Consider the following 14,578-nt stretch of genomic DNA (forward strand, 5'->3'; position numbering starts at 1 on the left):
AAAAAACATTGTCAGCGCTAACCACGTCTGGTACTACTACATCTGTTACATAAGCTATAAGTCATGAGTTCTTTGGTATAATAGAAGCGGATGCATTGGAAACTTCTGGTTCTTATTGATTAATTTCATAAAAATGAATAGACAATTCTTTCAGTTGTAGTAAGATAGCTTTTGTATCAATACAATGGAGGGGTTTTCATGAAGAAACGACTACTATTACTTGTTGTTATGTTTCTAACAGCGATAATTATTGCAGCTTGCGGAAATAAAGATGAAGGAGAGCCGGAAGAAACTGTTGATGCTGCCGAAGAAGATGAAACAGGCACAGAAGAGGAAGAAGTAGAAGAAGAGCCTGAAGAGGAAGAAGAGGAAGCAGAAGAGGAAGAAGCGGAAGAAGCGGAAGAAACATCTGCAGATGGAAATGATGGTGATTTCGCTGACCTCATTACATTTATGGAAGAAGAAACAGAAGGAACAGCAACTGTATTATATGAAAATAACGAAGCACAGACACATGAAATGGAAGGAGTTACGGTATCTTTAGATGGTTATTCATTGGTAGAGTTGCTCGACTTCCATCGTGATTACAGCATCCCGTTTGACGACCAGAATAATGGAGCGGTACTTATTGCACAATATACTATTGAAAACACGACAGATGAAGATTTACATTATATGACGACGTACGATTTAATAAATACAGATCGATATATCAATAACAATCGTGACCTCTTGCCGGAAGAGAGCCAGTTGCCGAACATTCTGTCTCCATCGAATGATTATCTACTGGAAGCTGGACAAAAAATTGTTGGGTATTATGCGTATCCGATCGGTGAAGATCGTTTAGAAGAAATTCTTGATGTGGGCAGTGTTGATATAGCAATTTCGACACCACAAACGGATCCAGAAGATTTCTCGTCGATGATTGGTTCGGAAGGTCGCTTTACTCTTCCACTAGATGCAGAAAGTGCGGATAAGGAAGCGGATAAAGCTAGTCAAGGATTTTATGAAGATAAAGCAACTGCAGACAATATGGGTGACAAGGAAATGCTGGAAGAAGAGCAAGATATCGGTGAAAGTCAAGAGCTTGGTGATGTAAAAATTACGCTTGAAGGATACCAATTTACGAATTTCGTGCCGAATGCTGAAGAAGCTCCACGTTTCGAGGAAGATGAGGTTGTTCTTTTAACGGTTAAATTCGATATCGAAAATGGATATGATGAAGACCTTGCGAAGAATTCAATTTCTTCCACATTACACTTAAATGATGGAAAACAATGGACTTTAAACGAAGGAATGTTACTGCCGTATACAAATAGTGATGTAATTCCATCTGGAGACAGTGGTGAATTACTACAAATTTTCCTGCTCGACCAAGAACAGTATGAAGCGATCTGGAAAGATAAATCCTTTGAGATGGAACTTGGCCCAATGCGTAATGAAGAAGGAGAAGACATTTCCAAAGGGGAGAAAGCAGAATTTAAGTTAAAATAAGTTTGATTTTGTGTAGACCCTGTCAGGGAGTTTTCGCTCCTTGACAAGGTCTTTTTGAGCGCATTACTATATTCCCTGCAACCATAATCTATGCTAAAAATAGAACATTAAAACTCATGCTTGAAGAAAATACTGCGTTATTATTAAATGAGCATGCGAATATATTTATTTGCCCAGTATGTGGCAGAAAGGTAGAAGTTGTAGATCATAAAAGTATGATTTGTTCGAATCGGGATATGTTTGACTTTGCCAAGCAAAGGTATATCAATATGCTGACCCGTTTGATGAAGGTTAATTATGACAAGGAATTATTTACTGCTAGACAGCGTATCATCATGAAGCATAATTTATACCGGCAGAAAGAATGCCAGAAGAGAAACGGTTGTATCAGGCAACAGAACTCGCCGGCAGGATTGATGATATTCAGGTCATTCAGTAATGGGGGACACGAGAAACAAGCGTAAGAAGGAGCCGGTAAGATGACAGATGAAAGCAAACTATGGACTCTATTAATCACATCGTCCAGGAAGGCTGCCCGTCTAGGCATCATTATTCCGATTATATTTGCACTAACGGTGGTTATTACTGCTTTAACAGGAGTTTTCCTGCCGGATACATATGAGGGTTCCATCCAGGTGTTGAAGATTGGCTTAAGTATCGGCTTTTCGATTATTCTAGTATTCTACCTGATCACTTGGTTCTCCTGTCTGGCTTTTTTGAGAGAAACGAAGCAACATGAAATTGCAGACGAAAAATTGCGGAGGCTGATTGTCATGAATCGTGTCAGCTGTATTATATTTATGATTCCCATCATCTTTTTCGTCGGCCTGTTTGGATTCTTTAAAGTGAAGACATTCGCTGAAGGAAAGGTGCAAAAGGGAACGTTAGACCAAATTTTATATCATTATTTCATTGATAAATAATGAAGCTTAGGAGAGATAGGAAGTATGAAGAAGATAATTGGTATCCTAGTAGTCGGAGTATTATTCTTATCCGCTTGTACCGATGGAGATACGGAAGAAGTTGAATCCGACAGCGGACAGACGGAAAAGACCACGGAGCAGGTAGAAGAAAGTAACGGACAATCAGAAGGGAATCAGGGAGAAGTAGAAGATTTGACATTACAAGTGACGAAAGTGGATGAAGAGGCAGGAGTCACGATTGAAAATAGTGAGATCTATCAGGAGCTGAATGAATTCGTTAAAGAAAATTCCAAGTTTGGTACACCGAATGACTTTTCCTTGCTATCGGTCTCCATGGTGGAGGATGCGGAGGGGAATCAGCAAATGCTGTTCCTGGGAGTGAATCGGCTCGGTTCACCAGTGAAAAATATAACGTTTGATATCACGTTAGGCAGCACAGAAGGTGATATGGTCTGGGAGGACTTCCCAGTCACATTGGATGAGGAAAATGCAGGAGTGTTAGAAACTAATGCAGCATTACCAATTTTCCTGCCAGTCACTTCACAAGAGCAAATCGATGTGATGAACACCATCAGTCAGGAAAACCTTGTGATGGAGTTTAACAACTTCAACTTTGAAACGGTAGATCAGTAGACATTGATAGAGCCTCACAGCAAGTGAGGCTCTTTTCAACAAAGCGATATGGCGTACATCGAAACAAGGTATGCCGTGTAGACAGAAATGGAGGTGCGGGATGAAAGCAAGATATGTGCTACTCACAGCCTTTTTAAGTCTCTTCATCAATGGAATCAGTCTATATAACCTTCCGATTGGATATATATCCATCTTTATCATGTTGCTTGTGTTCATTCCCAATCTATTCCTGAAGATCATTTCATTCGGAAAGAACAGGAAAGCGCAGGGGGCTAATCATATACTGGTGAAAGCTGCGGTTGATTTTGAGAAAAATACTCACTCGAAAATCCCTTATATTTTGTTGATGGTGATGATGTATATCGGTGGCGGTGCGTTAATTTTTTTCCAAATCTATCAATATGATTATATCGATGCCCTTGTCACGGGCAATATTCACTGGTCTGTTTTTTATACCGCTGCCCCATACTTGATTGGGACGGGATATGTTCTCTTTGCCGCAAGCCTGGTGATGATGACGATTCATTTCCGGAAAATTTTCCGTGAAGCAGGTATGTTCAAGAAAAATGAAGAATCCTAGTATGTGGAGGGTTAATCGTAGGACATTGGAAAGATGATGCAGAGCAATCGGCAAATAGGAGATATTCATAAATAAAGGTGGAGATGTAATGAGGAATAAGAATTTAAGGACAGGAAGATTGTTATCAAAAATCGGCGGAATGATTTGTCTAATTATCGCAGGCGTCATGCTTTTCATCAGTATGGTGAAACCAGTATCTATCACTCTCAATGGGGAGCAATATATTGTGACTATATGGGAAATGGCCAGTTATCCGTCAGCTTTTCAATTCTGGATGGGAATTTTATTTTACCTGATTGTTTTAGGCATTGCAGGTCTCTTGATCAGCAAACGGGTTTCTGTCATGCCGGTAAAGGGACTTGGTATAACGTTAATCCTCTTGGGGATCCCTGCTTTACCAGTTGTGGGGGTGGGCGTATTGTATATGATTGCAGGAGCACACATTGTGTTTGCAGCTGGAATGAAGAATATGCAAAACTCGATCTGATTTGATTTGGTCATGACTTTAAAGGTTTCAGCGAGACATGCAGCTTACTTGAAAAGGGATGGGTGTCTGCGCTAAACCAATTGCATCAACGTATTGGTGGAAGTATGCTCTTTAATGTGATTTATAATAACAAAGAGTCTAGATAAAGCACTAGAGCTTGGGAGTAGTGTAGTGAATTTAGGAAAAGAATTCACCTCTAATATAGGGGAGACGGCTAAAGAAATAGGAGAAGCCGTTTCTGGATTCTTTGGTAATCTAGGTTCTGTATTTAGTTGATAAGAGAGTCTTGAGGAGTGAAATGGTGAATTATAAATTAATTCCTTTTTATAGAGAGAAAGAGCTGTATACTCTTTTTTATGACCATGAAAATAGCCATATGTATAAATTACAACATGGAAAAAAGTCATTTGCAATGTTTTATCTAGTAATTCTGGCGGTGTTACTTGGGTCACAGTATCTTGATCGTATTTACCAAGTTTATAAAGGACCGTTCGTAAATACTATATTATTCATAGCAGCTTTCATAATAGGCTACATCATTGCAAAAATGGTTTACGATAATTATTATATTCAGGATACAAAACGGAAAGTTATATTTGATGGTCTTACTTTGCAGGAATTTGCAATGAAAGCAAAAAAACAATTTCGTATTGAAATCTATGTTTGTTTATTTGGAGTAATCGTGGCTATTCTATGTTTTGCTTTGTTTTTTTCAATTAACAGGATACAACCGTTACTAATTGGTTTTTTCAGTATTTCGGCTCTATTTATAATACTTTTTATGAAACCTTTCAGGAGATTAAAGATGCTAAATGGGTTTATTGAAAACGAAATAAGTATAAAATAAAAACGCCATAAGTCTTAACATATATATAAATGGAAGATAAAAAAGGAGTAATTTATAAATAGATATTTTACCGATTGGAAGTATCGTCAGACGGAAAATGTAGAATCAAAGTTAATGATTTTAAACAAAGCACCACTTTATAACCAAGATGGTATGGAAATTAGAAAAAATCACATTCAATAAAAGCTTGCATCAGTTAACCCATGGCAAGCTTTTTTGAGCGCATTACTGTATTTACCTGGCGAACATAATCTATACTAAAAGTAGAACATTAAAACTCATGCTTGAACAATTATTAAATGTCTAATAAATCAATGGAGGGGAAGCATTGGATAAAAAAGTAACGGAAACGCCAAAATTAAAGCCAATTGAGTTGAAGCCGCTTGAAGAATTAGAAGGGTTTGAGCTTGGTGCCTCGGGTGGATTCGTCTGTGATATGGAAACTGGAATATGCGGTCCGGTGAATAAAGAGAAGGAGAAGAAATAATGAAGATTACGATTTGGTCTGATTTCATGTGTCCATTTTGTTATATCGGTGAGGCACATTTAGAAAAAGCATTGGAAGAATTTGAACACAAGGGTGAAGTTGAAATCGAATATAAGAGCTTCCTTCTCTCGCCAGACGCAGCTCACAATCCTGATAAGAATTATCATGAGACTTTTGCTGATTTAAAGGGGACGTCTGTTGAGCAGGCGAAAGGAATGTTTGAAAACGTTGTAAACATGGCAAATAATGCTGGGATTGTCATTGATTATGATACTGCGAAATTTTCAAGTACTATTCCAGCTCACCATGCTTTCCAATATGCGAAAGAACAAGGGAAAGGGAATGAATTTTTCAAACGCTTCTATAAAGCGCATTTTGCTGAAGCGGAACTGCTTAGTGATGAAGATACGATTGGGCGCTTAGCTGCTGAAGTCGGTGTTGACGCAAAAGCGGCACGCGAGAGCATTCAGGATCAAAGCTATACGCAAAAAATAAATCAGGATATCCAAGAAGCCGGTCAAGTTGGTGTTCAAGGTGTTCCATTTTATGTGTTCAACAATAAATATGGGGTATCGGGTGCACAGCCTGTTGCTCAGTTTAAACAAGTGCTGGAACAAGTCTGGCTGGAAGAGAATGGACAATAAATAAGGAGAAAAGAAACGAAAAGCTACGAGTTTTTCGTTTCTTTTAGCTTATAAAGATATCGTCACTATACATAATTTTTTTTGTCTGCACAAATAATAATCATGGTGGTTTCGAGTAGCGAGAAACCGGAACATTTCAGGAGAGTGGTGGTTTGATGAGCGGATATCGCGAAAATGATATGTACGATGCGATGGAGAATAAATTTCTTCCCATGTATTCCATAGCAAGCGGAGTAGGAGTTAAAGTTCTACCTGATTTATATTGTTATACAAACCAGATCGTAAATATTTGTTTGGTTGGTGACAGTGCGGATGATTTTGTATTGATTGATACCGGGATGCCTGAATCATCAGGCCGTATAATCGAGGCAATAGAAGAGCGTTTCGGTGCGGACAGTAAGCCCAAAGCAATTATTTTGACACATGGCCATTTTGACCATGTTGGGGCTGTTGTTGATTTAGTGGAGAAATGGGATGTGAAAGTATATGCTCACGAGAAGGAGTTGCCATTTTTAACAGGTAAGCAAAGCTATCCGGATCCGGACGGGACGGTGGAGGGTGGGCTTGTTGCAAAAATGTCACCTATGTTCCCAACGGACCCTGTAGATTTAGGCAGTCATGTAGAAGCCTTACCTTCAGACGGTACAGTTCCACATATGCCGGAATGGAGATGGGTGCATACTCCAGGTCACGCACCGGGACAAATTGCACTGTTCCGGGAAGAAGATCGCGCACTTATTGCAGCAGATACCTTTGTCACGGTGAAACAAGAATCCTTATATAAGGTAATGACGCAAGAATTGGAAATCAATGGCCCTCCAAGATATTTAACGACGGATTGGAATGCAGCGTGGGAATCTGTGAAAAAACTTCAAGAATTAAATCCTTCTGTCGCAGTGACAGGTCATGGAGTCCCTGTTGAGGGACAGGAACTAACAGAAGGACTGGCGCGTTTAGTGAGTGACTTTGATAAAATTGCGATACCTGATTACGGAAGATATGTGGATGGTGAACATTAGAAGTTGTTTGACAGTAAAAAGTGTTTATCATTATAATAACCTTGAAACCCCCGCGTTTAAACCCGCGGGTTTTCAAGTTCAAAAAATATGTTAGGACAGGTTAAACGTGAACTAAATTTAGAAAATGATTGCCTTTCTATAGGAGGAGTATGATTGTCCCGTAAAGAAAATGCTGCGTTATTATTAAATGAGCATGCGAATATATTTATTTGTCCAGTATGTGGCGGAAAGGTAGAAGTTGTAGATCATAAAAGTATGATTTGTTCGAATCGGCATACGTTTGACTTTGCCAAGCAAGGGTATATCAATATGCTGACCCGTTCAATGAAGGTTAATTATGACAAGGAATTATTTGCTGCTAGGCAGCGCATCATCATGAAGCATAATTTATACGATCCCTTACATAGACGGTTGTTAGAGGTAATCCAGGCAGAAACTGAACGTCATTCTCGTGCCCTTCTGCTTGACGCGGGAGCTGGAGAGGGGTCCCATTTAACGAAAACTTTAGATCAAAAGGAGGGCTCAGTGACTGGAATTGGTATCGATATTTCCAAAGAAGGGATTCGGCTCGCTGCAAGTAAATGTGATACGGTGATGTGGCTTGTTGGTGATTTGGCAAACATACCGATCAAGAATGATGCCCTTCATGTCATTATAAATATATTGTCTCCAGCGAATTATCAGGAATTTAAACGGGTATTAGCAGAGAATGGATTAATGATCAAAGTGGTCCCAGGTAAGAACTATTTAATTGAACTGCGTGAGGCGATTTTAGATGAGCGAAAGCATTCCTTTACGAATGAAGAGACGATTTCACTTTTCAAGCAGCATTTTTCTGATGTGAAGACGGAGGAACTGACATATACGAAGTCGCTAAACCAAGTGGAACTCAATGATCTAATTAAAATGTCACCTCTTTCTTGGAATGCAGACAAAGAATCGATTAATAATTTACGAAAACGGGAACAATTTGAAATAACGATTGATTTATCTATTTTAATTGGTAAGAACAGATAAGAAGGAGTGGGTGCAGTATGATTGGCGGCGTAGAAATTGATATGGTCGTGACAGATAGTCTGAAGGCATTGGAGTTGTATGAAAAGGTTTTTGATGTGGAACCGATTGAAATATCTGATTTTCCTAAAGGAGAGAATGAGGTTGTCTTCAGTCTCTATGACGTCCACTTTCATATGTTGGATGAAAATCCGACCTTCGAGTTGAAAGCCCCGACACCGGATGATCCGCGGACAATCTGGTTTAATGTATTAGTTGAAGATATTCAAGCAACATATAAGAAAGCATTGGAAGCGGGCTGTACTGAAATACAGCCAGTGACTGAACTCCCGGATTACGGTATCACCAATGCCATATTTATTGATCCATACGGGTACCAATGGATGATTCATCAGATGAAACAGGAAGTTACTCATGATGAAAGCCTGGATTTCTGGGAAGAAGAACAATTTTAAGAATACACATCGGGACATTGGGGTCAGAGCACTTGTCCCACTTTTGGTGGGACAGTTGCTCTGACCCTTGTCCCGGTCCTGAAACTTATGGCAATATAAGAACTAGAGGTAAAAATGGGACAAAGGCTCTGACCCTCTGTCCCAACCCTCTGTCCCAATAGGGGGGGTGAGATGGTGAGGGTTTTGATTCCTGGGGCGATGCTTGGGGTTGTTCGTTATGTTGTTGATGTGAAGAAGAGTTATGAGAGGTTAGTTGGCTATTTTGATAAGACAGTAAAGGAGATTGGTTCGCGCTATGAGATGAGCGAGATTGCAGAGATTCCTCATATTCGGGAGACGCGGGAAGCTTACAAAGCTTTAGGAAAATCTCCTTCTCAGTACCGTAATGCGGCTGAAGCGATGCTGCGCCGGATTGTGAAAGGAAATGGCTTATATAAAATCAATAATGTAGTGGAAATCAATAATTTAATTTCCATTCGCTCTGGATATTCTGTTGGTTCTTATGATAAACATGCTCTTAAAGGAGAGATTGAATTGCGTCCGGCTCCAGCAGGTGAACGCTATGAAGGGATTGGGAAATCTAATCTTAATATTGAAAACCTGCCCGTGTTATTTGATGAAGAGGGAGCCTTTGGCAATCCTACGAGCGATAGTAAACGGGCAATGATTCAGGAGGGAAAGCGGGAGGTTATGAGTGTAATCTATGCTTTCCACCTGGAACAAGAAGAATTGGAAAAGTGGTTAGCGGAATATCGAAAGTTACTTGAGCAGTTTACAGATGCAACAGCAATCCAGACGGAAATTATTATGACAAGTAAATAAAAAATTAAAAAGAGAGGTTCTAAAGATTAACCTCTCTTTCTTTGTCCACTTATGGGATATCATTTTCCACACATCTTATGACTTAGATTGTATTGATTCAAGAGCTTGTGGATTTTTTGTTCGAAACATTTCCACCTTCGCACTTCCATTCCAACCAACTATTCCTTTTTCCATAAAAAATCCAAAAAAATATTAAGCATGAAGGGAATTTATGATATTCTATATCTTAAAGGAAAAATCCTCTGACAAAATTCGGGGTATAAACTAAAATCAATTAGCATGGTCAATGGGTCACAGTTCGGATTTTGATACATAAGTTTTTTATCCTGCTTGGTCTCTTGGCGTTAAGGAGGAAACACAATGGGAGAAAGAATCGTTATTGCGTTAGGTGGAAATGCAATTTTACAACCAGGGCAAGAAGCAACCTTTGAAACACAATTTGAAAATGTCCGTAAAAGTGCAGAGGTCATTGCACGGATTATTAATAAAGGACATACGGTCGTCGTTACGCACGGGAATGGTCCCCAGGTAGGTAACATTTTGAGGCAGAATGAGGAAGCAAAGCATGTTGTTCCATCCATGCCACTCGTTATCTGCAGTGCGGAATCCCAAGGATTTATAGGTTATATGCTTGAACAGGCATTAAGAAACGAACTGCTAAAATTAAATAATGAAACTCCGGTTACAGTCATGTTAACCCAGACGGAAGTTTCAATTGATGATCCAGACTTCGACGATCCATCTAAACCAATTGGTGTCTTCTATTCGGAAGAGAAAGCTAAACAGTTAAGCGCGGACAAAGGCTGGACGGTAAAAGAAGATGCGGGAAGAGGTTGGAGAAGAGTGGTAGCCTCACCAGAACCGAAGTCGATTATCGGATCTAATACGATCCAGCAATTATCGGAAATGGGAACAATCGTCGTTGCGAGTGGTGGCGGTGGTGTTCCTGTTGTAAAAAAAGACGATGGAACGTATGAAGGGATCGATGCTGTTATCGATAAAGATCGCAGCGCCTTTAAGTTAGCAGAAGAAATCAATGCAGATTTGTTCATGATTTTAACGGATGTAGAAAATGTATATATCAATTACGGGAAACCTAATCAAGAAATACTTACCGAAGTTACGTTGGAAGAAGCGAATAAATATGTAAGTGAAGGGCACTTCTCAGCAGGCAGCATGGGGCCTAAAATGGAAGCAGCAATCAAATTCGCGCAAACCGGAAAACGCGCCATCATCTGCTCCCTTGATCAAGCCGACCAAGCCATGCAAGGAAAAATAGGGACACATATAAAACCAAAAGCGCAAGCATGCGTTTAGGAGCGCGCGGTAGCTCCGAATGATTATAGGGCAAGAATTAGGGCCCTTCGTGTCATAAAGATACGTTTTTCGAATAAATTTATAGTTTGCCCTTTATTTTTTGGACGAAGTAAGTTAAACTATTAGTAGCCAAAAAGTTGATAAGAGCACCACCAAGGAGGAGTCTGTCACCAAGGGCGTAGTATGCCCATTTCAGACTCCTATTTGTGTTATTAAAATAAGTGATGAGGGGGGAGCTGGGCTAGGTTTGTATGATGTGAGTTCGTCATTTAGCAGTTTACATATAAGATATGCAAGAAGTAGATAGAAAACTATTGGAATTATGTGAAAAGGGGAGTTCTTCATGATTGTAGGATTAATCATTATTTTACTTTTAGTTCTATTTCTGCCATTTACAAAATTGGTGGAAAAAAATCTGGAAATATTCCTGTTTATTATGGGGGTAGCTTCTGTACTCGTTAGTCAAGTCTTGGATTGGCCACTCATTAAAGAAGCATTGGTGCACCCGATTAACATTACGATAGCTGTTTTAATTGCAGGTCTTTTGTTCCGCTGGTTTAAAGGTCCAATTGAGAAAGGGACACTTTCAATCAGTAAAGCGATGCCATATCGTGTTTTCATTGCATTGTTTGTTATTATTTTAGGTCTTATTTCCAGTATTATTACAGCGATTGTTGCCGCAATTATTCTTGCTTCGATTGTCGCTATTTTACGACTGGATCGTAAATCGGAAATTCGACTTGTTATTTTAGCTTGTTTTGCGATTGGTCTTGGTGCTGCACTGACACCAATTGGTGAACCGTTATCAACTATTACAGTTGGCAAACTTAATGAAGATTTCTTTTATCTTCTAAGACTGGTCGGTTCTTCTGTTATTCCATTTGTTGTACTTTTTGGTATTGCAGCAGCCTTTGCCGTCAAAGTTCCTGGTGAGTACGACGGATCAGGCTCAGCAGATGACTCAGAGGCTGAATCTTACTCGGAAATTGTTATCCGAAGTGCGAAGATTTACTTATTTGTTATGGCTTTAACATTTTTAGGTGCTGGATTTGAGCCGTTTATTGAAAAATATTTACTTGGTTTAAGTCCGTTGATCTTGTACTGGATTAACATCTTATCAGCGATTTTGGATAACGCTACATTAGCGGCTGCAGAAATTAGCCCTGCAATGGATGGATCGACAATCCGAGCTATTTTAATGGGGCTGATGATTAGTGGTGGAATGCTCATCCCTGGTAATATCCCGAACATCATTGCTGCGGGTAAATTGAAGATTACAAGTCTTGAGTATGCCAAATTTGCTGTACCAGTAGGCTTGGTAGCAATGGTTGGTTACTTCATCATTATGTTATTTACATTTTAATGAATGGAAAAAGATAACGTATATTTACGGACTGTATATCCCCCAACCTTGACATTTTGGTTTACCCTTTTGTTTAGAGATGGGGGTATTATAGACCGTTAATACGTGATAAAACCCCGTTTTGGAAAAAATCCAATACGGGGTTTTGTAGTGCAGTGGGACAAATGCACTGACCCCTTGTCCCGATTGTAGTGTGACTGGGGAAGGCGCTGTTGTGCCAGTTGTGCTATTTTTTATTTTTAAGTTTTGCGAGTTGTTCAGCGAGGGCGTTATTTTTAAAGCCGTCGTCCTGGTTTTTAAGATATTTGTTGACATCTCGTTTCGATACATTATGTTTTTTCTCTTGTTGCTTTCTTTTGTTGAAGGTGGAAAGTTTTTCCCGGTGACCACAAGAACAGGTGAAGATTTGACCTTCGCCTTCCCCGCGCAGTTCCAAGCGTTTATGGCAATTCGGGCAGCGGGCATTGGTGCGTTTTGCGATGTTCTTCTTATGTCCGCAGGAACGATCTTGACAGACGAGCATGCGACCATGTCTGTTCCTCACTTCAAGCATTAATTTACCGCAATCCGGACATTTCGTTCCGGTAATATTATCATGTTTGAATGTTGCATCCTTCGCTTTAATTTCCTGAATAATTTCTTTTGTATAATCTTTGATCTCTGCGATGAATTTATTTTTATTCAGCTTCCCGTCAGCAATAAGACTCAGCTTCTGTTCCCATTCAGCGGTTAGAGCAGGGGAGCGTAAATCTTCCGGTGCGAGATCAAGCAATTGTTTTCCTTTCGGCGTAATGAAAATATGCTTACCTCTTAATTCCATATATTCACTGTTAAAGAGTTTATCGATAATATCCGCACGTGTTGCGACAGTACCGATCCCACCTGATTTCTGTAACGTGCCGGCAAGATGTTTTTCATTTGCGTCTATATAACGAACGGGATTTTCCATCGCTTGTAACAAGGCGCCTTCAGTAAATCGTTCCGGTGGCTTTGTTTCACCGTTCGTTAGATTGAGGGTGAAATTTGTGAATGTGTCTCCTTGTTTTACATTTGGAAGGGATTGATTATCAAAATCTTCCTCATCAAAGTTCCGATCGTAAAGTGTTCTCCAGCCTTGGTTTTTAATGATTCTCCCGTTTGCTGTAAAAGCTTCTCCGGAAATCCTTGCATGAATTGTTGTTTGTTCATATTCATAAGGGTCCATTAAGACAGCTAAAAAACGTTTGACGACTAAATCATAAATGCGGCGTTCTTTTGCATCGAGATTAGACAAATAGACCGGCTCTTCAGTAGGGATTATGGCGTGGTGGTCACTTACTTTCGAGTTATCCACGACAGACTTCGGGAGCTTTTTAATCCCTTTTCTAAGAATCATCTGAGCCTCTCGGGCATATTGGTCAATTCCACATGCTTCGAGCCGCTCGCTCAATGTTGGAACAATATCCGTTGAGATTACTCTTGAATCGGTTCTTGGGTAGGTTAACACTTTATGATGCTCGTAAAGGCTTTGCATAATTGACAAGGTTTGTTTACCAGAAAATCCGAATAGTCGGTTTGCGTCTCGCTGCAACTCGGTTAAATCATAAAGTTGCGGAGCATATTTTTTCTTGGCAGCCTTATCGATTCGTTCAATCGTCAGTGTTTCACCTTTTAAGGATTGGAACAGTTTGTCTGCTTTTTCTTTTTGGAAAATACGGGAATTATTTTTGTCATCCCGCCACGTATACGTGACTCCACCGGTAGCTTTCGCCTGCAGACCGTAGTAGGTTTTCGGTTTAAATTCATTGATTTCTTTTTCCCTTGCCGCAACCATGCCAAGTGTTGGTGTCTGTACCCGCCCTGTGGATAGCTGAGCATTGAATTTCGTTGTAAGAGCACGGGTTGCGTTCAGGCCAACATACCAATCTGCTTCAGAGCGAGCAACAGCGGAGGCGTAAAGATTTTTATATTTATCACCTGGCTGCAGTTTCTTGAATCCGTCACGAATCGCTTTATCTGTGACAGAGGAAATCCATAATCTTTTAATTGGTTTATTGACTCTTGCTTTATCGATGATCCAGCGGGCAACAAGTTCACCCTCGCGCCCAGCATCCGTTGCAATAACGATGTCCTTCACATCTTTCCGGTTCAACTGGCTTTTAACGGATTGGAACTGTTTTCCAGTTTTCTTAATTACAACTAATTTCAAATGGGGTGGAAGCATTGGAAGATCATCTAGCTTCCATGTTTTATATTTATCATCATACACTTCCGGATCGGCGAGCGTAATTAAATGACCGAGGGCCCAAGTTACAATATAATTGGGTCCTTCAAGGTACCCATTCCCTTTTTTATTACATTGCAGAACACGAGCGATATCGCGTCCGACAGAAGGTTTTTCAGCTAGTACTACTGTTTTACTCATTTGTACAATCCTTTCTTCTCGTAAAAGATGTCTCTTTCTACTTTAACATATATACGCGTGGTTGGTTACTTATGATGTTAGCTAAGAAT

At 39.9% G+C, this 14,578-nt stretch carries 16 protein-coding genes; 15 read left to right on the plus strand and 1 reads right to left on the minus strand.

What is annotated here, in order from left to right:
* The first annotated feature begins 198 nt into the window (after positions 1 to 198).
* From GN217_RS12800 to GN217_RS12870, 15 genes are all read left to right on the plus strand, one after another.
* Positions 199 to 1,494 (plus strand): DUF5068 domain-containing protein, encoded by a 1,296-nt coding sequence (locus GN217_RS12800; protein ID WP_229782787.1) that lies wholly within the window; start codon positions 199 to 201, stop codon positions 1,492 to 1,494.
* Between the two features lie 116 nt (positions 1,495 to 1,610).
* A complete protein-coding gene (locus GN217_RS12805) occupies positions 1,611 to 1,958 on the plus strand; it encodes a putative RNA methyltransferase (RefSeq protein WP_156857069.1) in 348 nt (115 codons plus the stop codon).
* A 15-nt stretch (positions 1,959 to 1,973) separates the two neighbouring features.
* The gene (locus GN217_RS12810) at positions 1,974 to 2,417 is read left to right on the plus strand and encodes a hypothetical protein (RefSeq protein WP_156857070.1); all 444 of its coding nucleotides are present in this window, start codon (positions 1,974 to 1,976) and stop codon (positions 2,415 to 2,417) included.
* 24 nt (positions 2,418 to 2,441) lie between these two features.
* Complete coding sequence (locus GN217_RS12815) at positions 2,442 to 3,050, plus strand: hypothetical protein (RefSeq protein ID WP_156857071.1); 609 nt, start codon at positions 2,442 to 2,444, stop codon at positions 3,048 to 3,050.
* Positions 3,051 to 3,150: 100 nt separating this feature from the next.
* Positions 3,151 to 3,630 carry a hypothetical protein gene (locus tag GN217_RS12820; protein ID WP_156857072.1) on the plus strand — a complete coding sequence of 160 codons (480 nt, stop codon included), beginning with the start codon at positions 3,151 to 3,153 and terminating at the stop codon, positions 3,628 to 3,630.
* Positions 3,631 to 3,718: 88 nt separating this feature from the next.
* On the plus strand, positions 3,719 to 4,117 hold the full coding sequence (locus GN217_RS12825) for a hypothetical protein (protein ID WP_156857073.1): 399 nt from the start codon (positions 3,719 to 3,721) through the stop codon (positions 4,115 to 4,117).
* A gap of 301 nt (positions 4,118 to 4,418) precedes the next feature.
* Positions 4,419 to 4,964, plus strand: coding sequence for a hypothetical protein (locus GN217_RS12830; protein WP_198042653.1), 546 nt, complete (start codon positions 4,419 to 4,421; stop codon positions 4,962 to 4,964).
* Positions 4,965 to 5,292: 328 nt separating this feature from the next.
* Positions 5,293 to 5,451: a hypothetical protein gene (locus GN217_RS12835; RefSeq protein WP_156857075.1), complete on the plus strand. Its 159-nt coding sequence runs from the start codon at positions 5,293 to 5,295 to the stop codon at positions 5,449 to 5,451.
* Entirely contained in the window at positions 5,451 to 6,095 is a 645-nt protein-coding gene (locus tag GN217_RS12840) for a DsbA family oxidoreductase (RefSeq protein ID WP_156857076.1), read from the plus strand. Before GN217_RS12835 ends, GN217_RS12840 begins: the two co-directional genes overlap by 1 nt.
* A gap of 155 nt (positions 6,096 to 6,250) precedes the next feature.
* The gene (locus tag GN217_RS12845) at positions 6,251 to 7,114 is read left to right on the plus strand and encodes an MBL fold metallo-hydrolase (RefSeq protein WP_156857112.1); all 864 of its coding nucleotides are present in this window, start codon (positions 6,251 to 6,253) and stop codon (positions 7,112 to 7,114) included.
* 153 nt (positions 7,115 to 7,267) lie between these two features.
* Entirely contained in the window at positions 7,268 to 8,131 is an 864-nt protein-coding gene (locus GN217_RS12850; protein WP_156857077.1) for a putative RNA methyltransferase, read from the plus strand.
* 20 nt (positions 8,132 to 8,151) lie between these two features.
* Complete coding sequence (locus GN217_RS12855; protein ID WP_156857113.1) at positions 8,152 to 8,583, plus strand: VOC family protein; 432 nt, start codon at positions 8,152 to 8,154, stop codon at positions 8,581 to 8,583.
* A 171-nt stretch (positions 8,584 to 8,754) separates the two neighbouring features.
* Positions 8,755 to 9,405: a B3/B4 domain-containing protein gene (locus GN217_RS12860; RefSeq protein WP_156857078.1), complete on the plus strand. Its 651-nt coding sequence runs from the start codon at positions 8,755 to 8,757 to the stop codon at positions 9,403 to 9,405.
* Positions 9,406 to 9,765: 360 nt separating this feature from the next.
* Positions 9,766 to 10,722 carry a carbamate kinase gene (gene arcC, locus GN217_RS12865; RefSeq protein ID WP_156857079.1) on the plus strand — a complete coding sequence of 319 codons (957 nt, stop codon included), beginning with the start codon at positions 9,766 to 9,768 and terminating at the stop codon, positions 10,720 to 10,722.
* Between the two features lie 343 nt (positions 10,723 to 11,065).
* A complete protein-coding gene (locus tag GN217_RS12870; RefSeq protein ID WP_156857080.1) occupies positions 11,066 to 12,085 on the plus strand; it encodes a DUF1646 family protein in 1,020 nt (339 codons plus the stop codon).
* 226 nt (positions 12,086 to 12,311) lie between these two features.
* On the opposite strand, the gene GN217_RS12875 is transcribed toward GN217_RS12870, so the two are convergent.
* The gene (locus GN217_RS12875; RefSeq protein ID WP_156857081.1) at positions 12,312 to 14,489 is read right to left on the minus strand and encodes a DNA topoisomerase III; all 2,178 of its coding nucleotides are present in this window, start codon (positions 14,487 to 14,489) and stop codon (positions 12,312 to 12,314) included.
* Positions 14,490 to 14,578: the final 89 nt, after the last annotated feature.

This window comes from Oceanobacillus sp. AG (assembly GCF_009746545.1).
GTDB lineage: Bacteria > Bacillota > Bacilli > Bacillales > Amphibacillaceae > Oceanobacillus > Oceanobacillus indicireducens.